This is a genomic window from Thiothrix nivea DSM 5205 (assembly GCF_000260135.1).
GTDB lineage: Bacteria > Pseudomonadota > Gammaproteobacteria > Thiotrichales > Thiotrichaceae > Thiothrix > Thiothrix nivea.
The window spans coordinates 563974-585947 of sequence record NZ_JH651384.1 but is presented as its reverse complement, the minus strand read 5'-3'; the positions used below and the strand labels follow the sequence as shown (position 1 = coordinate 585947).

Sequence of the window (21974 nt, the reverse complement as noted above, 5' to 3'; positions counted from 1 at the left end):
CACGCTATGACAGAAACTGTAATGCAGGTTCCGGTGACGGACTGCTTCCATTGTGGCCAGCCTATCCCCTCTGGCGCACATTACCCGGTTACCATTGATGGCGATGAACGCAACATGTGCTGTACCGGTTGCCAGGCCGTGGCGACTGCCATCGTCGACAACAACCTGACCGATTACTACCGTTTCCGCACCAGTATAGGCGACAAGCCCGAAGACCTGGTGCCGGAAGCCCTGCGCCAGTTGCAGGTCTACGACGCGCCGGAATTGCAGAAATCCTTTGTGCGCGACACTGGTAGCAATATCCGCGAAGCCTCGCTGATCCTGGAAGGCATTGTCTGCGCCGCCTGTGTGTGGCTCAACGAACACCATGTCAAGCAACTGGATGGGGTGCTGGATTTCCGCATCAACTATTCCACCCACCGTGCTACCCTGAAATGGGACAACGAACGCATCCATCTCAGCGATGTGCTTAAAGCCATTACTGAAATCGGTTATCACGCCCACCCGTTTGACCCTGGCCGTCTCGAATCCCTGCAAAAAAAGGAAAAATCTGCGGCACTGCGCCGGATAGCGGTCGCCGGGCTGGGCATGATGCAGGTTATGATGATCGCGGTGGCGATGTATATCGGTGTTGCTTCCGACATGGATACCGGGATGCGCGATTTCCTGCGCTGGATCAGCCTGGTCATGACCACACCGGTCGTGTTCTATTCGGCGCGGGTATTTTTTAGCTCGGCCTGGCGCGACCTGCGGCGTGGCCGTTTCGGCATGGATGTGCCGGTATCGCTGGCCATCGGCATTGCCTTCAGCGCCAGCGTGTGGGCAACCCTGACCGGTGGCGGGGAAGTTTATTTCGATTCGGTTAGCATGTTTACCTTTTTCCTGCTGACTGGGCGTTATCTGGAAATGGCCGCGCGCCACAAGGCTGGGCAGGTGGCGGAAGAACTGGTGCGGCTGATGCCCGCGACCGCTACCCGCTTGCGCAATGGTGAACAGGAAGTGGTGCCGGTCAGCCAGTTGGAACCCGGCGATTACCTGCTGGTCAAGCCCGGCGAAGTTGTGCCTGCGGATGGCGTCGTGACCGAGGGTGTCAGCAGCACCAATGAATCCCTGCTGACAGGGGAAAGCCTGCCGTGCCACAAGCGGCAGGGCGATGCCCTGGTCGGTGGCACGGTCAATGTCGAAAGCCCCTTGACCATGCAGGTGGAAAAAGTCGGTGACAGTACTGTGCTGGCTTCCATCATCCGCTTGCTGGAGCGTGCTCAGGCGGAAAAGCCCGAGCTGGCACGGTTGGCAGAGAAAGTGGCGTCACGTTTCGTGCCTATCATCCTGCTGATTGCGGTTGGTGTGTTCTTCTGGTGGTATTTGCATGAGCCGTCACGGGCGTTCTGGATCGCGTTGTCGGTGCTGGTGATTACTTGCCCTTGCGCGTTTTCTCTGGCTACACCGGCGGCGCTGACGGCGGCTACCGGCCTGCTGACTTCCAAAGGCGTGCTGACCACCCGTGGCCATGCGCTGGAAACCCTGGCGCGGGTCGACCATATCATTTTTGATAAGACCGGTACGCTCTCGCACGGGCATCTGGAAGTTGCCCGTTTCCAGGCATTGGGGGATGCCACCAGCAGTTTCTGCAAGCATGTGGCTGCCGGGCTGGAAACGGCTTCGGAACACCCGGTTGCCCATGCGATCTTGCGCCTCAGCGATAACCCGGTGGCATTCACCAACCTGACGGCGGAATCCGGACGTGGGGTGAAGGGTGTCTACCAGCAGAAACATTACCGTATCGGGACACAGAATTTCGTGCGTGAACTGACCGGTTGTGACTTGCCGCCAATGGCTACACAGCAGCCTGCCGGGCAGTCGCAAGTCTTCCTGGGTTCAGAAGACGGCTGGTTGGCGGTGGTCGGCCTGGCTGACCAGTTACGTGCAGAGGCAGGGCAGATGGTGGGCGAGCTGCAAGCCTTGGGTGTGGATGTCACCTTGCTGAGCGGTGATGCCCCGCCGGTTGTCGCTGCGGTTGCGCAACAGCTGGCGATTCCGCACGCGCTGGGCGGCCAGTTGCCGGATGGGAAAGTGGCTTACATGCGTGGCCTGCTGGCGGATGGGGCAACGGTGGCCATGGTTGGTGACGGCGTGAATGACGCGCCGGTCTTGGCGGGTGCGCCGGTTTCCATTGCCATGGGTAGTGGTTCCCAACTGGCACAGGCCAGTGCAGACATGGTGCTGTTGTCGGAAAACCTGCGACAGTTGCCATTCGCCATCCACACCGCCCGACGTATGCAAACCATCATAAAACAAAATTTTCTGTGGACGATAGTCTATAATATGGTGGCAATTCCCTTGGCTGCGAGCGGAGTGATCGCACCATGGATGGCAGCAATCGGGATGTCGGCCAGTTCCCTGATCGTGGTGCTGAATGCATTGCGACTGAAAAATTAGCTAATTGCGGCTATACTGGTAAATTTATAGAGGATGCAACCCGGTGGAAGCTTTATATTTGCTTATTCCGATTGCTGTCGGAGTCATGGTAATTGTGGTCGTTGCTTTTATTTACTCGGTAAAAAGCGGCCAGTACGATGATCTGGAGGGGCCAGCCCACCGGATTCTGATGGACGACGATGACCCCAGGATTCCAGGACGGCAGGTTAAACAGCCCGAAAAAAAAGCTGCGGTTAATCCGTCAGAGGAAAAAAATGGTTAGTGCGTTTGATACGATAAAAGATGCCGTTTGTCGAATTGTCGCCCAACTTACATCAATGTTTAACCATAATTCACAAATTGTTCTATGCTATCTATAACAAATTCCTTTGATCATGACTGGAAGATGTTTTGGTAACTTTTTTTGATTTGTTAGGTCAATATCAATATTCCGGGGAAGGATGACCGGACGGAAGAGAGCAAGGATGAGCTCTCTGTCGGGTTTGCTCGGACAGGTAACAGGAGAATAGGTAATCATATGGCCGATAGAAGATTACAGGTCTTTCATGCAGTAGCCAGGCTATTGAGTTTCACCAAGGCTGCGGAAGTGCTGCACATGACCCAGCCGGCAGTCACATTCCAGATCCGCCAACTGGAAGACCAGTTTGATACACGTCTGTTCGACAGGACACACAACCGCGTTTCCCTGACAGAAGCAGGCAGGATTGTGTTTGAATACGCGGAGCGTATTTTCGAGCAATACAACGAAATGGAAAACGCGATCCGCGAGATGACCAATGACATCAGCGGCTCGCTGACCATTGGTGCCAGCACGACCATTTCCGAGTACATGCTGCCTGCCCTTCTGGGTGAGTTCAACGCCAAGAACCCTGATGTCAAGCTACGTCTGCGTGTTTCTAACACGGAAGGCATCATTTCCATGGTCGAGAACAATGTCATTGACTTGGCAGTGGTCGAAGGTCAGGTCAACAACAAGAATCTGCTGGTGGAAGTCTGCCGTCAGGATGACCTTGTGCTGATCGTGCCGCCAAGCCATGCACTGGCTGGCAAGGAAAACGTCAAGCTCAAGGAAGTGTTGGAGTACCCCTTTATCTGCCGTGAGGAAGGTTCCGGTACCCGTGAAGTGGTGCTCGACTATATGTATGCACTGGGTATGGACAAGCACGCTATGAACGCCTGTCTCGAACTGGGCAGCCCGGAAGCAGTGAAAGGCGCGGTTGAAGCTGGTATGGGCGTTTCCATCGTTTCCAGCGCCAGTATCGGCAAGGAGCTGAAGCTGGGTTCCCTGCTGGCTATCCCGCTGGATCCGCCACTGACCCGCGACTTCTCGTTTGTACGCCAGCGCCAGAAGTTCAAGGTACGGGCAATGGAAGAGCTGCTTGAATTTGCACGTAGTTACTGCGAAAACCTGAAAAAATAGCAATTAAAGCGGGTAGGGGTGAGGCTTGTAGCTAACCGCACCCCTGTTCTCTGTCTGACTCCTGCCTTCCCACTGCTACAGCGCGTTTGCCTGTGACAGCCTGTGATATTTCCTGTTAACATTGCCTCTTTGAATATCCAGCGATAATCCTGCCAATCAGGGAGTGTCCAGTATGTTACCCGGTATGCCCCAACAATCCGGTTCTGCCGAAGAAAAGCGTTTGCGTAAGTTATACCGCGAGATGAACCCGCAGGATCAGGCTGCGTTGGTGCGTTTTGCTGAATTTCTTGCTACATCCGGTAGCCCTGCTGCTGAACCAATGACTGAATTCCCGGAGCCGGAAAACTTTCCCCGCCCTGAGCAGGAGAGTGTGGTCAAGGCCATCAAGCGCTTGGTGGCGACTTATCCCATGATTGAGCGTGACCGTCTGCTCAATGAAACCTCCAACCTGATGACTGCCCATGTCATTCACGGCAAGCTTGCCCGTGACGTTATCGACGAGCTGGAAGCCACGTTTGAACAACACTATCATGCGCTGAAAGCAGAGTTTGAACAAAAACTGACAACAATTCTTTAAAAACAAGTCTGAAATTGCATGATCAAGTTATTGAACGACTGGTATAACCAGCATTTTTCCAATCCTCAAGTTGCCATCCTCGCGCTGCTGTTGCTGCTTGGTTTTGGCACGGTGGTGCTGGCGGGTGATGTGCTTGCGCCGGTGTTGGCGGCAATCATCATTGCTTACCTGCTGGATGGTGGGGTGGATTTCATGCGCACCTTCAAACTGCCACGTTTCATTGTCGTCTTGATCGTGTTCAGTGTGTTTATCCTGGTGTTGTTGATCGTATTGTTTGTACTGGCTCCGTTGATGCTCAAACAGGCAACCCAGTTTGTGCTGGAAATTCCGGGGATGTTGGCGGCGGGGCAGAGCGCCCTGAGCTTATTGCCGGAAAAATACCCTACCATCATTTCCGAGCAACTGATCCTGGAATTGTTGAATGGCTTGCGTACCCAGCTGACCCTGATGTCCCAGCGGGTGTTGAGTTTCTCGTTGTCTTCAGTGGTCGACCTGATTGCCTTCATGGTGTATCTGGTGGTGGTGCCGCTGCTGGTGTTTTTCTTCCTTAAGGATAAGGACAGCATTCTGGCGTGGTTCACCTCCTTCCTGCCAGAAGACCGGCGCTTGGTATCGAAGGTCTGGAGCGAAGTAAACGGCAAGATTGCCGGTTATGTGCGCGGTAAGTTCATGGAAATCCTGATTGTGTGGGTGGTGACTTTCGTGACTTTCCTGGCGTTTGGTTTGGAATATTCCATGTTGTTGTCGTTCCTGGTGGGTATTTCGGTGCTGATCCCGTATGTGGGGGCAGCAGTTGTGACCCTGCCGGTGGCCATCGTGGCCTATTTCCAGTGGGGGTATAACTCCGACTTTCTGTACGTGATCGTGGCTTACGGGGTTATCCAGTTCCTGGATGGCAATCTGCTGGTGCCGTTGTTGTTCGCGGGGATGGTGAACCTGCATCCGGTTGCGATCATCACCGCTGTGCTGGTGTTTGGTGCGCTGTGGGGAATCTGGGGCGTCTTTTTCGCCATTCCGCTGGCGACTTTGATCCACGCGGTCATTAACGCCTGGCCGCGCAAGGCTGACCTGAGGCGGAGCCTGATGTAGTTACGTGGGGGTCTTCCCCTACTCCAGCCCGAACACGCGGGCGCGGATGTGGGCAATCTGATCACGCACTGAGGCTGCCTGCTCGAATTCCAGGTTTTTGGCGTGCTGGAACATTTTGTCTTCCAGCTTCTTGATTTCCTTGAGTGCCAGATCGGGCGTGAGGCTGCGGTATTCGGCGGCTTCTTCGGCCACTTTCTTGTCGGTGCGGGTTTTGCCTTTGCCGCGCGCAACGTTGGCGTAAGCGCCTTCCATCACGTCGGCGATGCGTTTGCGGATGGTTTGTGGGGTGATGCCGTGGGCTTCGTTGTAGGCGATCTGTTTGGCGCGGCGGCGGCTGGTTTCGTCCATCGCCTTGCGCATGGAATCGGTGATCTTGTCGGCGTAGAGGATGGCCTTGCCCTCGGCGTTACGCGCCGCGCGGCCTATGGTCTGGATCAGGGAGCGCTCGGAACGCAGGAAACCTTCCTTATCGGCATCCAGTATTGCTACCAGTGAAACTTCCGGTATATCAAGCCCTTCCCGTAGCAAGTTGATCCCGACCAGTACATCGAATTCGCCCTTGCGCAGGTCGCGGATGATTTCTACCCGTTCCACTGTGTCGATGTCGGAATGCAGGTAGCGTACCTTGATGCCATGATCCATCAGGTAGTCGGTGAGGTCTTCCGCCATGCGCTTGGTCAGGGTGGTAACGAGGACGCGCTCGTTGCGGTGGGCGCGTTCGGTGATTTCCGACATCACGTTGTCGACCTGGGACAAGACCGGGCGCACCTCCACTTCGGGGTCAACCAGCCCGGTAGGGCGGACTACCTGTTCCGCGATGTTATCGGAATGTTCCAATTCATACGCGCCCGGCGTGGCGGAAACGTGGATGGCCTGCGGGATCAGGCGTTCGAATTCATCAAAGCGTAATGGGCGGTTGTCGAGCGCGGAGGGCAGGCGGAAGCCGTAGTCGACCAGCGTTTCCTTGCGCGAACGGTCACCTTTGTACATGCCGCCAAACTGCGGGATGGTGACGTGGGCTTCGTCGACGAACACGATGGCGTTGCGTGGCAAATAGTCGAACAGGCAAGGTGGCGGTGCGCCAGCGGGGCGCTTGGAGAGGTAACGCGAGTAGTTTTCAATGCCCGAGCAATAGCCGGTTTCGACGATCATTTCGATGTCGTACTGGGTGCGTTGTTCCAGGCGTTGGGCTTCCACCAGGCGGTCATTTTCACGTAATACCGCCAGCCGTGCCTTGAGTTCCACCTTGATGTGCTCGACAGCTTCCAGTAGCACCTCGCGCGGGGTGACGTAGTGGGTTTTGGGGTATACCGTCAGGCGCGGGACGCGGCGCAGGCTTTCGCCGGTCAACGGGTCGAAATAGCTGAGGTTTTCGATTTCATCGTCAAACAGTTCGATACGGATGGCTTCGCGGTCGGACTCCGCCGGGTGGATGTCGATAACTTCGCCGCGCACCCGGAAGGTGCCGCGTTGCAGGTCTAGGTCGTTGCGGGTGTACTGCATTTCCGCCAGCCGCCGCAGGACGGTACGCTGGTCAATGCGGTCGCCGCGCACCAGGATCAACAGCATTTTCAGGTAGGATTCCGGGTCGCCCAGACCGTAGATGGAAGACACCGTGGCGACGATGATGACATCCTTGCGCTCGAAAAGGTTACGGGTGGCGGACAGACGCATCTGCTCGATGTGGTCGTTGATGGAGGCGTCCTTTTCGATGTAAACGTCTTTCGACGGGACGTAAGCCTCTGGCTGATAATAATCGTAATAGGAAACAAAGTATTCCACCGCGTTCTTCGGGAAAAACTCTTTCATTTCCCCGTACAGTTGCGCTGCCAAGGTCTTGTTATGCGCCAGGATAATGGCCGGGCGCTGGGTCTGCTGGATGATATTGGCCATGGTGAACGTTTTGCCCGAACCGGTCACGCCCAGCAGAGTTTGGTGCAGCAAGCCATCATGTAGCCCGCCCACCAGTGAGCGGATGGCATCAGGCTGGTCGCCTGCGGGCTGGTAGCTGGTGTGTAGCTGGAAGTTGTCGGTTTCGGTCATGCGTGTCTCCCGGTGAGGCCATTGATTTTAGCATGTGGCGCGAAAACCCTATAAACTCATCGGCAATACATGTCGGGAAAGGGACTATGCGGTATTTAAACACGATTTTTTGCTGTCTTTTAGGTATGGGGTGCGCACCGGTTTTTGCTGACTGTGGTTCCCCTGATTTTGGTCGCTGGTTGGCGGATTTCAAGGCTGAAGCGCTTGCCAATGGCTTGAAACCTTCCATCGTGGACAGCACCCTTGCGGGTGTCAAGCCCGATCCCGCAGTAGTGAAGCGCGACCGTTCCCAGCAGGTTTTCGCGCAAGATTTTCTGACCTTTGCCAGCAAGAAAGTCAACTCCAGCCGCTTGACGCAGGGGAAAAGCTTACTGAAAAAACACGCCAGTCTGTTCAAACGGATTGAAGCGGAATACGGCGTGCCAGCGCCAGTATTGGCCGCGTTCTGGGGGCTGGAAACCGATTTCGGCGCAGTGACGGGCGATTTCCCCACCTTACGCTCGCTGGTAACGTTGGCGCATGATTGCCGTCGCCCGGACATGTTCCGCAAGGAATTGCTGGCGGCGCTGAACCTGGTGCAGAAGGGTGACCTGGCCCCTGCCCAGATGCGTGGCGCATGGGCAGGGGAAATCGGCCAGTTACAATTGCTGGCTTCCCGCTACGACCAGTACGCGGTGGATTTTGATGGCGATGGCCACCGCAACCTGATCCGTTCCAGTGCCGATGCATTGGCTTCTGGTGCGCGTATGTTGCAGGTGGAAGGCTGGCGGGCAGGGGAGCCGTGGTTGCAGGAGGTGAAAGTTCCGGCGGACATGGACTGGTCACAGGCGCGTCTGGATAACAAACTGCCACTCTCGGATTGGGTTGCGCAAGGCGTCAAGAACGCAGAGGGTAGCGCCTTGGATGGTAGTGGCTCCGCCGCCCTGTTGCTGCCAATGGGCAGGAATGGCCCTGCTTTTCTGGCCTTCCCCAATTTTGATGTGTTCCTGCAATGGAACGAATCCACGGTGTATGCCGCAACTGCTGCCTATTTCGCCACCCGGCTGACGGGTGCGCCACCCATGCGTTCCGGTAATGCGCCAGTCCGCAGCCTAAGCACGGCGCAGGCCAAGCAGCTACAGGCGAACTTGCAGGCGCAAGGTTTCCCCATTACCAAGGTTGATGGCATTGTTGGTGAGGAAACCCGCAATGCGGTGCGGCAAGCACAGCAGAAACTGGGGTTGCCAGCCGATGGTTATCCGGATGCTGCCTTGCTGGGAAAGCTGTAGAAACTTAAAGCGCGAAAAATTGACTTGGTAGCTTATGTGTGAGTTCATCTTGCAGTAACATTACCCACCGCAAAAGAGCGCAACAGGTACGGCAAACATGGGCGTTGCCGGGTTTATGGAAGACATTACACACGGTTGGTTTTCAGTGGATATACAACTTTCAGGGCGCGTTGGGCGCGTCAAGCCTTCACCTACACTTGCCATCACCGCACTGGCGGCGCAGCTTAAAGCCTCAGGCCGCGATATTATTGGCCTGGGCGCGGGTGAGCCGGATTTCGATACGCCGGAGCACATCAAGCAGGCGGGTATTGAGGCCATCCAGAAAGGTGAAACCCGTTACACGGCAGTGGACGGAACCCCGGCGCTGAAACAGGCCATCATCCGCAAGTTCAAGCGCGACAACGGACTGGATTTCACCCCGAAACAGATTCTGGTGTCCTGCGGCGGCAAGCAGAGCTTTTACAACCTGTGTCAGGCGCTGCTGGATGCGGGTGACGAAGTCATTATTCCAGCGCCTTACTGGGTTTCCTATCCGGACATGGTGCTACTGGCGGATGGCGTGCCGGTAATTGCGGAGGCAGGGCAGGGCGAAGGTTTCAAGCTGTCTGCCGACAAGCTGGAAGCAGCCATTACCCCGAAAACCCGCTTGTTTGTCATCAACAGCCCATCCAACCCGACTGGCGTTGCGTATACGCTGGAAGAACTGGCAGCGCTGGGCGAAGTGCTGCGCCGCCATCCGCAGGTGTTGATTGCGACCGATGACATGTACGAGCATGTGATGTTCGGTGGACGCAAGTTCGTCAATATCCTGGATGCCTGCCCGGATCTATTTGAGCGCACCATTGTGCTGAATGGTGTTTCCAAGGCGTATTCCATGACCGGCTGGCGGATTGGTTATGCGGGTGGCCCGGAAAAGCTGATTCAGGCGATGAGTATGGTGCAATCCCAGAGCACCTCCAACCCGACTTCGATTTCCCAGTATGCGGCGGTCGTAGCGCTGGATGGCGACCAACGTTTTATCCAGACCATGGTTACTGCGTTTGAGCAGCGCCACGAGTTTGTGCTAAATGCTTTCAACGCCATGGATGGGGTGGAATGCCTGCCTGCTGATGGCACGTTCTACAGCTTCCCGAATGTGGAAGGCATGATCAAGCGTTTGGGTCTGGAAAACGATGCGGCGCTGGCCAGCTACCTGCTGGACAAGGTAGGTGTGGCGGTCGTGCCCGGTTCCGCGTTTGGGCTGGAAGGGCACATCCGCATTTCCTTCGCCACCAGCATGGAAAACCTGCAAAACGCGCTGGGGCGGATTGCATCCGTCTGATTAGCTGCCCGGCTTCACTTGGGTGGCGCAGCGACCATGTATTTGTCCCCGAAATGGGCAATGACGATTTCCTGCAATTGAAGGAATTCGTCATTGCCCAATAGGTGGCCGTATAAGTTGGCTCCCAGCAACTTCTTCAGTTGCCCGTAAAAATCCCAGGATTCCTCGCTGTTGCCCTCGTCACCCGCATTATCAATGGGATAGTATTTCAGGTAAGCGTAAGCGGGTGATGACGTAAACGCCATCAGGATAACGGTCATGCCCATGACCTTGTGCAAGCCTGTCATTGTCATTTCCCTCCCAGATTCAGGTGAACCTAGTTTTTATCAGCCTTCATATTTATAACTATTACGCCTATTAGTAATAATAATCTGTGAGAAGGTTCACATTCCAGGCGGAAATTTCCTTAAAATTTTTTATCAGTCCCGGTAGCGGCGGGTAAGGTCGGTGTAGGCGTCAATACGGCGGTCACGCAGGTAAGGCCACCAGCGGCGCACTTGCTCGGTGCGATTCATGTCCAGTTCCACCACCAGCTCGATTTCGCTGGTGGTATCCGCTTGAGCCAGCAACTCGCCTTGCCAGCCGACGATCATGCTGCTGCCCCAGAATTGGCTGCCTGCGGTTTGCCCGCTGGGGTCGCCTTCAAAGCCAACCCGGTTGGCGCTGAGCACCGGGATATTGTTGGCGACGGCGTGGGAACGCTGGATGGTGATCCAGGCGTCACGCTGGCGGGCTTGTTCCTCGTGCGTATCCTGAGGGTTCCAGCCGATGGCGGTGGGGTAGAGCAACAGTTCCGCACCTGCCAGCGCCATCAGGCGGGCGGCTTCCGGATACCACTGATCCCAGCAGACCAGTACGCCGAGCGTTGCCAGACTGGTTTTGATTGGGGTGAACCCGAGGTCTCCGGGAGTGAAATAGAATTTTTCGTAATAGCCTGGGTCATCGGGGATGTGCATCTTGCGGTATTTGCCAGCCATGCTGCCGTCGGTATCCAGTACCACAGCGGTGTTGTGGTACAAGCCGGTGGCGCGTTTCTCGAACAGGGAGCAAACGATCACGATGCTGAGTTCCGCCGCCAGTTTGCCGAGAGTGTCGGTACTGGGGCCGGGAATGGTTTCGGCCAGGTCGAAATAATCAGTGTCTTCCACCTGACAGAAATACAGGCCGGTATGCAGCTCCTGCAACATCACCAGTTGCGCGCCCTGGGCGGCAGCGCGGCGGATGCCAGCCATGCTTTTGTCCAGATTACTCTGGTAGTCACTGGAATTGCCGTGCTGGACGACGGCGACTTTCAGTTTACGGCTCATACGCTTACGACCTCGTGGGGAATCTGCATGGTAACGCAATGGAGGCTGCCATTCTGCGCAATCAGGGCGCGGCAATCAATCGGGATGATGTCATGGGCAGGGAAGGCTGCCTGCATTTGTTCGATGGCAACCGGGTCAAAGCATTCGTCGGCATACACCGGCAGTAACACCGCGCCGTTAATGATCAGGAAGTTGACATAGCTGGCGGGCAGGCGTCTGTCCCCGTCGTAAATGGCGGCGGGCATTGGAATGGGGAACAGGCGGTAAGCTTCGCCATTGGGCTGACGCAGTGCCTTCAGCTCGGTTTCCATTGCCTGTAGTGGCGCATAATGGGAGTCCGCCGGGTCGGTGCAAATCATGTAAATGATCGATTGTGGGTCGGCAAAGCGCGCCAGCGTGTCGATATGGGCATCGGTGTCGTCGCCTTCCAGATGGCCGTTTGCCAGCCACAGGATGCGTTCCACGCCCAGCGCTGCCCGCAGTTGGGTTTCGATGTCTGTCCTGCCGAGCGCCGGGTTGCGGTTGGGGTTGAGCAGGCAGATTTCGGTGGTCAGCAGCGTGCCTTGCCCGTCAGTTTCCAGGCTACCGCCTTCCATGACCAGCGGGTGGGTTTCCAGCATATTACCTGCCAGTAATGGCAGGACAGTCAGTTGCGCATTCACGGCATTATCCAGTGCGGCGTCGAACTTGCCGCCCCAGGCGTTGAAGGTGAAATCCAACAACATGGGCTTGCCGTCCTGCATGACGGTGATGAAGCCGAAATCACGCGCCCAGGTGTCGTTGTAAGGCATTTGCACGCAATGGACGTTGCCTTGGTTCCACGCTGTTTCTTGCGACAATACTGCTTCGATATGCGCTTGATGTGCTGCATCATGGCAGAGCAGCAATACGTGTTCGCGGTGACTGATGGCGCTGACAATTTGCGCGTAACAGGTTTCGGCCTCTTGCAGGTTGTCGGCCCAGTCGGTGTCCGGGTGTGGCCAGGCCAGCAGGACGCCCCATTGGGGATGCCATTCGGCGACGAATTCGCGTGTTTTCATGTTGGTTTGCCGCTGTGGAACAAAGCGGCGATTATACAAAGCGGGTGGGCGTCTGGCATCTGGAATTCTGTTACCATTTCCCCGGTTTGTTTGTAGCTATTTACCTGAAGTACGACAAAGGTGAGACAATACTTGTATTTCAACACTGGAGGATTCCCGGTCATGTATAAGCAATTGTTTGGATTGGTGTTAGGGCTATTGACTTCAGCCAATGTATTGGCGGAAGCGGTGGCCGGGCCTGCCACGGACAATGGTTGCCCTGCCGCGCTGAATTTCTCCTTGCGTATGCTGGGCGCTGACAAGGAGGTTAACCTCTGCCAGGAATACAAGGGCAAGGTCGTGGTCATCGTCAACACTGCGAGCAAATGCGGTTTCACCCCGCAATTCGAGGGGCTGGAAAAACTGTACAGTGGTTACAAGGATCGCGGGCTGGTGGTGCTGGGTTTCCCCTCCAATGATTTTGCCGGTCAGGATCCCAGTTCGGAACAGGAAATCAAGGAGTTCTGTGAGCTGACCTATGGCGTCAAATTCCCCATGTTCGAGAAAACCCATGCCGCTAAGGACAACGCTTCCCCCATCTACAAAACCTTGGGGGAAATGGCAGGTGAATACCCGCGCTGGAATTTCCATAAATACGTGCTGAACACCAAGGGTGAGCTGATTGGCAGCTTTTCCAGCTTCGTTACCCCGCAGAGCAGCAAACTGGTCAACCTGATTGAAGCGAATTTGCCGTAATGCAGCCCAGTGACAGAATAAAAATCGGCATCAGCAGTTGCCTGTTGGGACAGGAAGTGCGTTACGACGGTGGCCACAAGCGGGATGGTTATATTACCGGCACACTTGGCCTGTATTTTGATTTCGTGCCCTTATGCCCGGAAATGGGCGCGGGGCTGGGTGTGCCGCGCCCGACCATGCATCTGGTACGGCGGGCAGGGGACATCCGCGCCGTGAACATCAAGCAGCCTGAGGTTGACAATACCGAAGCGCTGGCAGGTTTTCTGGATAGGGTCAGGCCGCAATTGCAGGCAGTCCACGGGTATATCCTGAAAAAGAATTCCCCCAGTTGCGGGATGGAGCGGGTCAAGGTGTATAACCCGGACAAGGGCAACGTGCCACCAGAGCGCGATGGGGTAGGTATCTTTGCCAGCCGCTTGAAGACGGCATTCCCCTTATTGCCGGTAGAGGAAGAGGGGCGTCTGTGTGACCCGGTACTGCGGGAAAATTTCATCGGGCGCGTGTTTGTTTACCACCGCTGGCAGCAGTTGCAGGCAAGCGGCATGAAACCTGCCGGTCTAGTGGATTTCCATTCTGACCACAAATACATCCTGATGGCGCATGACCAGGATATTGCCCGTGAATTGGGGCAGATGGTGGCGCAGGTGGGTAGCACCCCTGATTTTGCGGCATTGGCAAATGCCTACATCCATTTGCTGATGACGGCATTGGAAAAGTGGGTGTCACGCGGGCAGCACGCCAATGTGCTGATGCACCTGATGGGTTACCTGAAAAATGATCTGGATAGTGAAGACCGTCAGGAATTGCTGGAAACCATCCATCAGTACCGCAATGGCTACCTGCCGCTGATTGTACCGGTCACGCTGCTGAAGCACCATTTCCGGCGGCATCCGCAGCCTTATATCGGGCGGCAGCATTACCTGAACCCGCATCCGGGGGAGCTGATGTTGCGGAACCAGTTGTAACAGCCCCTACTGACTGTGCCAATTGGGCGACAACGGCAGTATCTACGCTACGCAAGTGCAGGTCACGCTGTGGGTAAGGAATTTCAATGCCGTTGGCGCGGAATTTTTCCCATATACGCAGCATCACGGCGCTTTTGACATTGGCACAACCGTTCATGGGGTCGTTGACCCAGATACGCTGTTCCAGGTCGACCGAGTTGTCGCCGAAACCTTTCAGCAGGCAAACCGGGGCTGGGTATTTCAGTACCCGTGGGGTTTCCTGGGCGGCCTCAATGCACAGTTCCATCGCTTTTTTGACATCCGACTGGTAATGCACCCCGATCGGAATCCGCAAACGCACGTTGGGGTCGCTGTATGACCAGTTTTCCACCTGATTGTTGATCAGCTCATCATTGGGGATCAGGTGTTCAGTGCCATCACGGGTGATCATGGAAACATAGCGCGCACTCAGGCGGTTAACCCGGCCATAGCGTCCGCTGACGACGATGGTGTCGCCCGGCTTGATGGATTTGTCCATCAACAGGATGATGCCCGCAATCAGGTTGGAAAAAACTTTCTGCAAGCCCAGACCGATACCGACCCCGATGGCACCGCCGAGTAGGGCAAATGCAGTCAGGTCGATGCCGACCGTATTCAGGCCAATCAGGAAGGCTAGCGTCAGCAACAAAAACTTGGAGATTTTCGCCAGCAGCGCCTGGGAGGACAGGCTCAGGTTGGGGTTGTTCTGGATGGCACGTTCAATCAGGTTGGCGGCAACGAGCGCCAGCCACACAAACAAGGCTACCGACAAACCGGAGGAAACAGCGTCATTGAGGGTGAGGGAACCTTTGCCGGAACCGAGTTTGATGCTTTCCATCCAGTCTGTTATTTTGGACAGGTAGCCAAGGATGTCGAGGGCGGCAATGCCCCAGATTAACACCGCTACGGAGCGGCTGACCGTTGGGTTGCTGATGAAAGCGGATGCCAGCCGTATCAAGGCCCAGGCGAAGGCCAGGTCGTTGATGGTGTCAATGATGACATGGCCTTTGTGCAAATTGTCGTAAACCAGTATCGCCAGGCTAGTCCAGATAACCAACACCAATGGAAAAGCCAGCCGCCGCACCAGCCGGAAAAACAGGCGTTTCAAACGGTGTTCCCCGGCGGGCAACTGGAGCTGGCTGCGTACCCAGCGGCTGATGTAAAAAGCGATCACCAGCCCGATGATGGCGACGGCATACTGGATCAGCCGTTCCGGGCTGAACAGGTTGTCGACGACCCAGTTCTGTACCAGGTCGCCGGTCTCAAGGATGTCCTCCTTGCTGGATTCCAGCAGGTCTTTTGGTTCCGCCATAATGATTGCCCGTCTGTTGTTTTGGTTGGGGGTGGCTCTGCAAGCCTTGAATTCAGCAAGCCTACCACATCTTCAACCTTCCCTATCCTTCAGCTGTTTTGCGGCGTACCGGCTGCTGAAATAACAGGCTGTTGGGGATGGAAACCACCTCGCCTTTAGACAGTTCCACCAATGCATTCTGTGCCTGGATTTCCTTGAGGATGCCGGTGTAATCACCAAAGGTGATTTCCTGCCCCGGCGTGAAGCTTTCCCGCGCATAGAACCCTGCCACCAGATTATGCGCCATTTCCCGCCCGCCAAGTCCTACTGCCAACGCGATCGCAAAGCTCATCGAGGCGATGATGGTGATCAGCACGGTGTAGAGCAGTTGCGTATCCATGCCCATTTGCCCCAGCGCCACCACGATAGTGATGGCAACGGTCAGGCCGTAGACCATGCCGCCAATGGTCTTGGTGGAAGTCAGGCCAATATTGCTGCTGCTGCCCACCACGGTATGGCGCAGGAAATTGGCAATCACAAAACCAAATACCACAATAATGATGGCGGCGATGATCTTGGGCAGGAACACCACGAAGCTTTCCGTCAGTCGGGTCAGCTCCTGTATGCCCAGCAACTCGGTGGCGGGCATCAAAGTGGCGAAAAACACCAGCCAGAACACCATCTTGCCGATGAGTTGGGAAGGGGTGCTTTTCAGCCCACCTTCGGACATCATGGCGTCAACCCCCGCATGGCGGCTGAGTTTGTCGATGCCGATCTTGCGTAGGATGGAGCGGGCGACCATCGCCAGGATGACCCCGATCAGTAGGCCGATGACCAGTACAATCAGAGCCGCAATGACCTTGGGCAGGAATGCGACCAGCAAGTCCCATTGCCCAAACAAGGGTTCCAGCAAGCGTTTGTTGACGAATTCATCAAGCTGGATCAGGTCTTTGAAATTGATTGGGTCACTCATGGTTGTATTTCTCCGGGGCAGAATCAGGCTTGCAGGACGTGGCAAACAGGGAATTCAGCACAGCGCCGTATAACTGGAAAAAGGCGCTCAGTAGGTAGCTGGTAAATTTCAACAGGTCGCGCGCCGACAGTTCCGCCCGTGAGCGGCGCAGGATGTGTTCGACCCGGCGTTGTGAACTGGCCTTGCGGGTGTTGGCCGCGTGTCGCCAGATGGTTTGCAGTTCCTGTTCGAGTTGTTCGTGTGGTTCGGGCATGGCGGTCACATACACAGTTTTTCGTAAAGTTTCTTGAATTGTTCCATGGCGCGGTAAAAGCGCATCTTGGTGGCGCTCAGTTTGGCGTCCAGGGTGTTAGCGATGTCTTCCAGTGACAGTTCGCCCATGAAACGCAGGTTGAGGATTTCACTTTCACCGGGGCGCATCTTGCCGAGGGTTTTTTGTACGCAATCTTCCTCTTCACTGGCGTCATAGTTGTCGGCAGGCGTGTGTTCATCTACCAGCAGGCTGTCGAACAGGCTACCGCCTTCCTCATCGTCAGTGTCGCGCACGAAGTGTTTACGCTTGTCCGCCACGTTGTGGCATTGGTTCATGACGATGCGGTACAGCCAGGTTTTGAACTGCGAACGGCCTTCAAATTGTGGCAAGGCATGGAATACGCGCATGAAAACATCCTGCGTCACATCTTCTGCCTCGTCTTCCGCGCCCAAATAGCGGCGGCACAAGTTGAATACATAACGTTCGTAACGCCGCACCACTTCGCTAAAGGCATCCATGACATAGGGCAGCTCAGTGCGGCAACGCGTAATCAGGCTTTCTTCATCCAGATTGTGAAGAATTTCTTCCATAAAAACCTCCGTCGTCTTTTATGACGACGTTGAATGTCAAAAAGTCACAAAGTTTCTTTGAATGGAAACCGACAAGACGCGCAAGTGTAGTGCTTTCCCGGCCAAACGAAAAATTTTCGAAAAAATTGTGACTTTCTTGTTTCCTGAGACATCTCACCCACAAGTGACACAGAAATGCCTGCCCTCTCAGGCGCTGTGGAACATGTTTATGGTGAGTTTTATGAAAATTATGGAGATTAATACAATGAAAAAGCACATTCTTGCATTGGGTATCACTTCCGCGATTGCCGGTGTTGTTACCCCGGTGTCGGCTGACGTTACCCTGTATGACTACGAGCAGCCAACCAGCGCGTATGAAGACGCCTATGTTTCAGGCCGCCTGAACGTCAACAGCGGTAACCAGGATCAGACCAGCCATGACCTGAACTTGGACATGAACTACGAGCGCGTATTCAGCTCCCCTGACCGTGATGTGAAAATCAACGGTGACTTGCAGGGTTCCTCGAAACGCGGCCCCAATTCCGGTGATGAAACCCAGGAAAACTACATCGGTACTGGTTCGGTTGGTATGAACAAGTACTTTCAGCCAGACAGTAAAGGTGCATTCTGGTACACGGATGGTGAAGTCGGCGTGAAAAAAGGTGCTGATGACCCGCGCGTCAAGGTGGGCGCAGGTGTCGGTTATGGCCGAGTGGTCAATGTTACCCCGATGGCACAGGCTATCCGCTTGGTGGAAGCCCTGCGTGACAAGAACAAGCTGACTGGCGACCTGACCAAGGCGGAATACAACCAGTTGGCCAATGTTATCGCCAAAGAGTCGGAATACCGTTCCAAATACGGTGCAACGGATTACCGTCAGAACTGGGTGGCCGATATGGAAGCGGTCATGCAAGCATCCGGCAAGACCAATGGTGAACTCGGTGCGGCAGGCATCCTGAAAGCCTATGATGTGTTGGTTAACGAGCGCATTTCCACCCGTAAACATGGCTGGCTGGTCAAGGCTGGCCTGAGCGAAGTGATCAAGGACTATGATGGTGGCGACGGTAAGCCAGCGTTGGATATTGCGGGTGAATACCACAAGCCGTTGAGCAACCGCACCCAGTTTTCCAATGAGGCGTCTGCATCCGCTATCTTGCAGGATGATGACAACAGCTACACTGCACGGAACAACATGAGTCTGACCCATGAAATTTCCGACCGTGTGGACTGGTTGAACAGTTGGGCTATCGACTATGACCACAACGACAAGACTGGTCAGGATACGACCACCAATGCGGCCAGTTCCACCTACCGTTACTACCTCAGTAATAAGCTGGCGTTTGATACCGTGGCGGCACTGACCAAGGTAGATGATGGCATTGACGCCAACGGTAATGACGAAGTGGACAAATCCCTGTTCATGGGCGTGACTTACCGCCTGAAATAACCCTGTTTTGTTCGACTGACGTAATGGTTTTCCTGTCATAAAACCACCGTCGACTAGGGGGGCTTCGGCTCCCCCGCTTTTACGTGTTATAGTGGCAAAAATTTTTCTAGGGGGTTAGGGTTGGTGTCCGGCTTGGTTTCTCGCGTGTTTGTCTCGGGTTATTCCATAAGGTTATGCGCCGATGCATGAGCGTTCCGACATTGCCTGCCTTGAATGTGGCCAGCTGCACCGTTACCGCCCGGTTGCATCCGGCAAAACGGCAATCTGTATCCGCTGTGGGGCAGTGCTTTACCGTAACCGTAAAAACATGTTTGAAACTGCGCTGGCCTTGACTGTGGCAGGGCTGATCCTGTTTGTCATGACCAACCTGTTTCCCCTGATTGGCTTACGGGCGCAAGGGGTGGAGCAGGAACTGCACCTGTTCGGCGCGAGCCTGGCGTTCTGGGATCAGGAATACCAGGTGCTGGCGGGGTTGATCGTGCTCAACATCATCGTTTTTCCCCTATTTGAGTTGCTGTCGTTGCTGATCGTGACCCTGACGGTGCAATTTCGCTGGGAATCATCGCTGGCCATTTTTCTGTACCGCTGGATGCGCGAGCTTAAGCCTTGGGGGATGCTGGAAGTATTCATGCTGGGGGTGTTGGTGGCAGTGGTGAAGCTAGGTGATCTGGCGACATTGATTATCGGCGCTTCATTCTGGTCATTTGCCGGTCTGATTGTGACGATGGCGGCGGCGACTGCGGTACTCGACCCCTTTACTGTCTGGCGCGAGCTGGATAAAACCCGGGCGGAGGGTGAACATGGGCAACGGGCGTGAAGTGCGGACTGCCAGCGACGCCGGGCTGATCCAGTGCCGGGTATGCGGTTTCCTGAGCAAGCCGCCCGTGCGTATCGGCAAACGTGAGGTCATGGTGTGCCCGCGTTGTGGCGCGACCATCCGCCGCCATGAACACAACAACAGCGTGGAGGTGACCTGGGCATTGCTGATTGCTTCCGTCGTGCTTTACATTCCGGCTAATGTGCTGCCGGTGATGAGCGTCTACATGCTGGGGCAGGGGCAGCCTGACACCATCATCAGCGGGGTGTTGCACCTGCTGGAAGCGGGGCAATGGCCATTGGCGCTGATCGTATTCGTGGCCAGTGTGGTTGTGCCCTTGCTGAAACTGTTTGTGATCAGTTTCCTGCTGATTAGCATCCAGCGCAAGTCGCGCTGGCGTCCGCATGAGCGGATGCAGTTGTACAAGGTGACGGAATACGTTGGCCGCTGGTCGATGGTGGATGTGTTCGTTATTGCCATCCTCACTGGTCTGGTGCAATTCGGCACGCTGGCGCGGATTGAGGCAAATGCCGGAACCTTGTCGTTTGCGGCTGTGGTGGTACTGACCATGTTTGCCGCCCGCACGCTGGATGAACATTTGATCTGGGATATTTCCCACCAAGAGGAGCATGTTGCATGAGCAACGGGATTGGGCAGCCTGATGTCCTGCCGGAAGTGGAGCTGCACGAACAGCGCTGGCCGTCGCCGGTATGGCTGATTCCACTGGCCGCCATTGTGATCGGCTTGTGGCTGATGTTGCAGGCATGGTATCAGAAAGGCCCTACCATCACGGTGCAATTCACCAGCGCGGAAGGCATCGAAGCGGGCACGACTGAGGTGCGCTACAAGGCAGTGACGGTTGGCAAGTTGCGTAAACTGCGCCTCAGCGATGACCTGAAAACCATTGAGGCAGTGCTGGAGCTGAACAAGGAAATCGGCCGCCATCTGGGCAATGATGCCAAGTTCTGGGTGGTCAGCCCACGCGTCACCCGCTCTGGTGTGTCTGGTTTGAGCACTTTCTTTTCCGGCACGTATATCGGCATGGACCCAGGCACCAACACTGATGACCAGAGCTTTTATAAGGGCGAGGAACGCCCGCCAGTGATTGCGCCGACGGAAAATGGCAGGCGTTTTTTCCTCATGTCGAATTCGTTGGGGTCGATGGATATTGGCGCGCCGGTATTCTTCAAGCAATTGCAGGTTGGCGAAGTGATTGACTACCAGTTGTTGCAGGACAGAAGCCAGGTACGGCTGGAAGTGTTTATCCGCGACCCTTATTACGATTTCGTCCACGGCAACAGCCGTTTCTGGAACGCTAGCGGGGCAGAATTCAAGATGAGTGCGGCAGGGGCTGAGTTCCGCATGGAGTCGCTGGCATCACTGCTGATAGGGGGGGTTGCGTTTGAAACCCCAACATCCCTGACGGCGGGGGAAATCAGTGCAGAAGGTGCCACCTTCCCCCTGTATGCCAGCTACTCGGATACCCAGAAAGAGCAATTCAGCCAACGCCTGTATTACGTGATGTATTTCAACGGCTCGGTGCGTGGCCTGACCGTAGGTTCGCCGCTGGAATACCAGGGCATCCCGGTCGGTCAGGTGGAAAATATCGACATCCGCATGAACCGGGAATCCCTGGATGTGCGGGTTCCGGTGCTGGTATCCATCCAGCCGCAGCATTTTGATAGCGCCATCACCTTGCCGGAAGCGGAAGAGGCGATGCGGAAGCTGGTGAACAAAGGTCTGCGCGCCAAGCTGGAGACCGCCAGTTTGCTGACCGGTCAGAAGCTAATCACGCTGAGCATGGAAAAGGAACCGGAACCGGCGCAAATCGTCAAGACCCAGTTTTACAGCGAGTTCCCGACGACCGGTTCCGTGTTTGAAGACCTGCCGTTGATGGCAACCGATGTGATGATCAGCCTGGAAGATACCCTCGTTGGTATCAACAAACTGGTTAACAGCGGCAAGCTGGACAAGGCCGTGGATAACCTGAATGGCGTGTTGGCCGAAGCGGAACAGGCCGTCAAGGCTGCCAAGCAGGCCATCCAGCAGGTGGACAAGGCTACCCTGCCCAGCGTGACCCAGGATGTGAACAAGATTACGCTGGATCTGGGCAAAACCCTGCAAAAAATCCAGGGTTCCATGACGCATATTGACCAATTAACGGCGCGCAATTCACCTACCCAGCACCAGCTGGAGGAAATGCTGGAAGAGCTGACCGCTGCATCCCGTTCGGTGCGTAGCCTGACCGAAACCCTGCAACGCCAGCCAGCCTCGTTGTTGCGTGGGAAGACAGGAGAATGAGCATGAAGAAACCCCTCCCCAACCCTCCCCTTATCAGGGGAGGGAGTTTAACCGGAACCGTGTCTTGTTCCCCCCCTGATAAGGGGAGGTTAGGAGGGGTG

21 protein-coding genes are annotated in these 21974 nt (G+C 55.5%); 13 read left to right on the top strand and 8 right to left on the bottom strand.

What is annotated here, in order from left to right; translation table 11 throughout:
• Positions 1 to 6: 6 nt before the first annotated feature.
• The 5 genes from THINI_RS03015 (at position 7) to THINI_RS02995 (ending at position 5525) form a co-directional block, all read left to right on the top strand.
• Positions 7 to 2439 (top strand): heavy metal translocating P-type ATPase, encoded by a 2433-nt coding sequence (locus THINI_RS03015; protein ID WP_245536568.1) that lies wholly within the window; start codon positions 7 to 9, stop codon positions 2437 to 2439.
• A gap of 43 nt (positions 2440 to 2482) precedes the next feature.
• On the top strand, positions 2483 to 2701 hold the full coding sequence (gene ccoS / locus THINI_RS03010; RefSeq protein ID WP_002707186.1) for a cbb3-type cytochrome oxidase assembly protein CcoS: 219 nt from the start codon (positions 2483 to 2485) through the stop codon (positions 2699 to 2701).
• 255 nt (positions 2702 to 2956) lie between these two features.
• Positions 2957 to 3859 carry a selenium metabolism-associated LysR family transcriptional regulator gene (locus tag THINI_RS03005; RefSeq protein WP_002707185.1) on the top strand — a complete coding sequence of 301 codons (903 nt, stop codon included), beginning with the start codon at positions 2957 to 2959 and terminating at the stop codon, positions 3857 to 3859.
• A 172-nt stretch (positions 3860 to 4031) separates the two neighbouring features.
• A complete protein-coding gene (locus tag THINI_RS03000; RefSeq protein ID WP_002707184.1) occupies positions 4032 to 4436 on the top strand; it encodes a hypothetical protein in 405 nt (134 codons plus the stop codon).
• Positions 4437 to 4454: 18 nt separating this feature from the next.
• A complete protein-coding gene (locus THINI_RS02995) occupies positions 4455 to 5525 on the top strand; it encodes an AI-2E family transporter (protein ID WP_002707183.1) in 1071 nt (356 codons plus the stop codon).
• Positions 5526 to 5543: 18 nt separating this feature from the next.
• On the opposite strand, the gene uvrB is transcribed toward THINI_RS02995, so the two are convergent.
• Positions 5544 to 7568, bottom strand: coding sequence for an excinuclease ABC subunit UvrB (gene uvrB, locus THINI_RS02990; RefSeq protein ID WP_002707182.1), 2025 nt, complete (start codon positions 7566 to 7568; stop codon positions 5544 to 5546).
• Between the two features lie 125 nt (positions 7569 to 7693).
• On the opposite strand from uvrB, the gene THINI_RS02985 reads away from it, so the two are divergent.
• Together THINI_RS02985 and THINI_RS02980 are read left to right on the top strand one after the other, a co-directional pair.
• Positions 7694 to 8836, top strand: coding sequence for a lytic murein transglycosylase (locus THINI_RS02985; RefSeq protein ID WP_154724332.1), 1143 nt, complete (start codon positions 7694 to 7696; stop codon positions 8834 to 8836).
• A gap of 115 nt (positions 8837 to 8951) precedes the next feature.
• Positions 8952 to 10157: a pyridoxal phosphate-dependent aminotransferase gene (locus THINI_RS02980; protein ID WP_425358279.1), complete on the top strand. Its 1206-nt coding sequence runs from the start codon at positions 8952 to 8954 to the stop codon at positions 10155 to 10157.
• Between the two features lie 14 nt (positions 10158 to 10171).
• Here the strand turns inward: THINI_RS02980 and THINI_RS02975 are convergent, their stop codons facing one another.
• From THINI_RS02975 to THINI_RS02965, 3 genes are all read right to left on the bottom strand, one after another.
• Positions 10172 to 10444, bottom strand: a complete 273-nt coding sequence (locus THINI_RS02975) for a hypothetical protein (RefSeq protein WP_002707179.1) — start codon at positions 10442 to 10444, stop codon at positions 10172 to 10174.
• 132 nt (positions 10445 to 10576) lie between these two features.
• Positions 10577 to 11464, bottom strand: a complete 888-nt coding sequence (locus THINI_RS02970) for a carbon-nitrogen hydrolase (RefSeq protein WP_002707178.1) — start codon at positions 11462 to 11464, stop codon at positions 10577 to 10579.
• The gene (locus THINI_RS02965; RefSeq protein ID WP_002707177.1) at positions 11461 to 12504 is read right to left on the bottom strand and encodes an agmatine deiminase family protein; all 1044 of its coding nucleotides are present in this window, start codon (positions 12502 to 12504) and stop codon (positions 11461 to 11463) included. The genes THINI_RS02970 and THINI_RS02965 overlap by 4 nt, the downstream gene beginning before the upstream one ends.
• A gap of 162 nt (positions 12505 to 12666) precedes the next feature.
• On the opposite strand from THINI_RS02965, the gene THINI_RS02960 reads away from it, so the two are divergent.
• A complete protein-coding gene (locus THINI_RS02960; protein ID WP_002707176.1) occupies positions 12667 to 13239 on the top strand; it encodes a glutathione peroxidase in 573 nt (190 codons plus the stop codon).
• Positions 13239 to 14204, top strand: a complete 966-nt coding sequence (locus THINI_RS02955; protein WP_002707175.1) for a YbgA family protein — start codon at positions 13239 to 13241, stop codon at positions 14202 to 14204. Before THINI_RS02960 ends, THINI_RS02955 begins: the two co-directional genes overlap by 1 nt.
• Here the strand turns inward: THINI_RS02955 and THINI_RS02950 are convergent.
• The 4 genes from THINI_RS02950 to THINI_RS02935 all read right to left on the bottom strand — a co-directional run bounded on the left by THINI_RS02950 (position 14098) and on the right by THINI_RS02935 (position 17329).
• The gene (locus THINI_RS02950) at positions 14098 to 15534 is read right to left on the bottom strand and encodes a mechanosensitive ion channel family protein (protein ID WP_002707174.1); all 1437 of its coding nucleotides are present in this window, start codon (positions 15532 to 15534) and stop codon (positions 14098 to 14100) included. The genes THINI_RS02955 and THINI_RS02950 overlap by 107 nt on opposite strands.
• 82 nt (positions 15535 to 15616) lie before the next feature.
• Positions 15617 to 16486, bottom strand: coding sequence for a mechanosensitive ion channel family protein (locus THINI_RS02945; protein WP_002707173.1), 870 nt, complete (start codon positions 16484 to 16486; stop codon positions 15617 to 15619).
• The gene (locus THINI_RS02940) at positions 16479 to 16739 is read right to left on the bottom strand and encodes a hypothetical protein (RefSeq protein ID WP_002707172.1); all 261 of its coding nucleotides are present in this window, start codon (positions 16737 to 16739) and stop codon (positions 16479 to 16481) included. The genes THINI_RS02945 and THINI_RS02940 overlap by 8 nt, the downstream gene beginning before the upstream one ends.
• Positions 16740 to 16744: 5 nt before the next feature.
• Positions 16745 to 17329, bottom strand: coding sequence for an RNA polymerase sigma factor (locus THINI_RS02935; protein WP_002707171.1), 585 nt, complete (start codon positions 17327 to 17329; stop codon positions 16745 to 16747).
• 244 nt (positions 17330 to 17573) lie between these two features.
• On the opposite strand from THINI_RS02935, the gene THINI_RS02930 reads away from it, so the two are divergent.
• The 4 genes from THINI_RS02930 (at position 17574) to THINI_RS02915 (ending at position 21873) form a co-directional block, all read left to right on the top strand.
• Positions 17574 to 18755: a DUF481 domain-containing protein gene (locus THINI_RS02930; RefSeq protein WP_040839034.1), complete on the top strand. Its 1182-nt coding sequence runs from the start codon at positions 17574 to 17576 to the stop codon at positions 18753 to 18755.
• Positions 18756 to 18936: 181 nt separating this feature from the next.
• On the top strand, positions 18937 to 19572 hold the full coding sequence (locus THINI_RS02925) for a paraquat-inducible protein A (RefSeq protein WP_002707169.1): 636 nt from the start codon (positions 18937 to 18939) through the stop codon (positions 19570 to 19572).
• Complete coding sequence (locus THINI_RS02920) at positions 19556 to 20212, top strand: paraquat-inducible protein A (RefSeq protein ID WP_002707168.1); 657 nt, start codon at positions 19556 to 19558, stop codon at positions 20210 to 20212. Before THINI_RS02925 ends, THINI_RS02920 begins: the two co-directional genes overlap by 17 nt.
• Positions 20209 to 21873, top strand: coding sequence for a PqiB family protein (locus THINI_RS02915; RefSeq protein WP_002707167.1), 1665 nt, complete (start codon positions 20209 to 20211; stop codon positions 21871 to 21873). The genes THINI_RS02920 and THINI_RS02915 overlap by 4 nt, the downstream gene beginning before the upstream one ends.
• Positions 21874 to 21974: the final 101 nt, after the last annotated feature.

Bases quoted from the DNA above. Each gene is read 5' to 3' on its own strand.
- THINI_RS03015 (WP_245536568.1), top strand. From the start codon at position 7: ATGACAGAAACTGTAATGCAGGTTCCGGTGACGGACTGCTTCCATTGT.
- THINI_RS03005 (WP_002707185.1), top strand. From the start codon at position 2,957: ATGGCCGATAGAAGATTACAGGTCTTTCATGCAGTAGCCAGGCTATTG.
- THINI_RS03000 (WP_002707184.1), top strand. From the start codon at position 4,032: ATGTTACCCGGTATGCCCCAACAATCCGGTTCTGCCGAAGAAAAGCGT.
- THINI_RS02995 (WP_002707183.1), top strand. From the start codon at position 4,455: ATGATCAAGTTATTGAACGACTGGTATAACCAGCATTTTTCCAATCCT.
- uvrB (WP_002707182.1), bottom strand. From the start codon at position 7,568: ATGACCGAAACCGACAACTTCCAGCTACACACCAGCTACCAGCCCGCA.
- THINI_RS02985 (WP_154724332.1), top strand. From the start codon at position 7,694: ATGGGGTGCGCACCGGTTTTTGCTGACTGTGGTTCCCCTGATTTTGGT.
- THINI_RS02980 (WP_425358279.1), top strand. From the start codon at position 8,952: ATGGAAGACATTACACACGGTTGGTTTTCAGTGGATATACAACTTTCA.
- THINI_RS02975 (WP_002707179.1), bottom strand. From the start codon at position 10,444: ATGACAGGCTTGCACAAGGTCATGGGCATGACCGTTATCCTGATGGCG.
- THINI_RS02970 (WP_002707178.1), bottom strand. From the start codon at position 11,464: ATGAGCCGTAAACTGAAAGTCGCCGTCGTCCAGCACGGCAATTCCAGT.
- THINI_RS02965 (WP_002707177.1), bottom strand. From the start codon at position 12,504: ATGAAAACACGCGAATTCGTCGCCGAATGGCATCCCCAATGGGGCGTC.
- THINI_RS02960 (WP_002707176.1), top strand. From the start codon at position 12,667: ATGTATAAGCAATTGTTTGGATTGGTGTTAGGGCTATTGACTTCAGCC.
- THINI_RS02955 (WP_002707175.1), top strand. From the start codon at position 13,239: ATGCAGCCCAGTGACAGAATAAAAATCGGCATCAGCAGTTGCCTGTTG.
- THINI_RS02950 (WP_002707174.1), bottom strand. From the start codon at position 15,534: ATGGCGGAACCAAAAGACCTGCTGGAATCCAGCAAGGAGGACATCCTT.
- THINI_RS02945 (WP_002707173.1), bottom strand. From the start codon at position 16,486: ATGAGTGACCCAATCAATTTCAAAGACCTGATCCAGCTTGATGAATTC.
- THINI_RS02940 (WP_002707172.1), bottom strand. From the start codon at position 16,739: ATGCCCGAACCACACGAACAACTCGAACAGGAACTGCAAACCATCTGG.
- THINI_RS02935 (WP_002707171.1), bottom strand. From the start codon at position 17,329: ATGGAAGAAATTCTTCACAATCTGGATGAAGAAAGCCTGATTACGCGT.
- THINI_RS02930 (WP_040839034.1), top strand. From the start codon at position 17,574: ATGAAAAAGCACATTCTTGCATTGGGTATCACTTCCGCGATTGCCGGT.
- THINI_RS02925 (WP_002707169.1), top strand. From the start codon at position 18,937: ATGCATGAGCGTTCCGACATTGCCTGCCTTGAATGTGGCCAGCTGCAC.
- THINI_RS02920 (WP_002707168.1), top strand. From the start codon at position 19,556: ATGGGCAACGGGCGTGAAGTGCGGACTGCCAGCGACGCCGGGCTGATC.
- THINI_RS02915 (WP_002707167.1), top strand. From the start codon at position 20,209: ATGAGCAACGGGATTGGGCAGCCTGATGTCCTGCCGGAAGTGGAGCTG.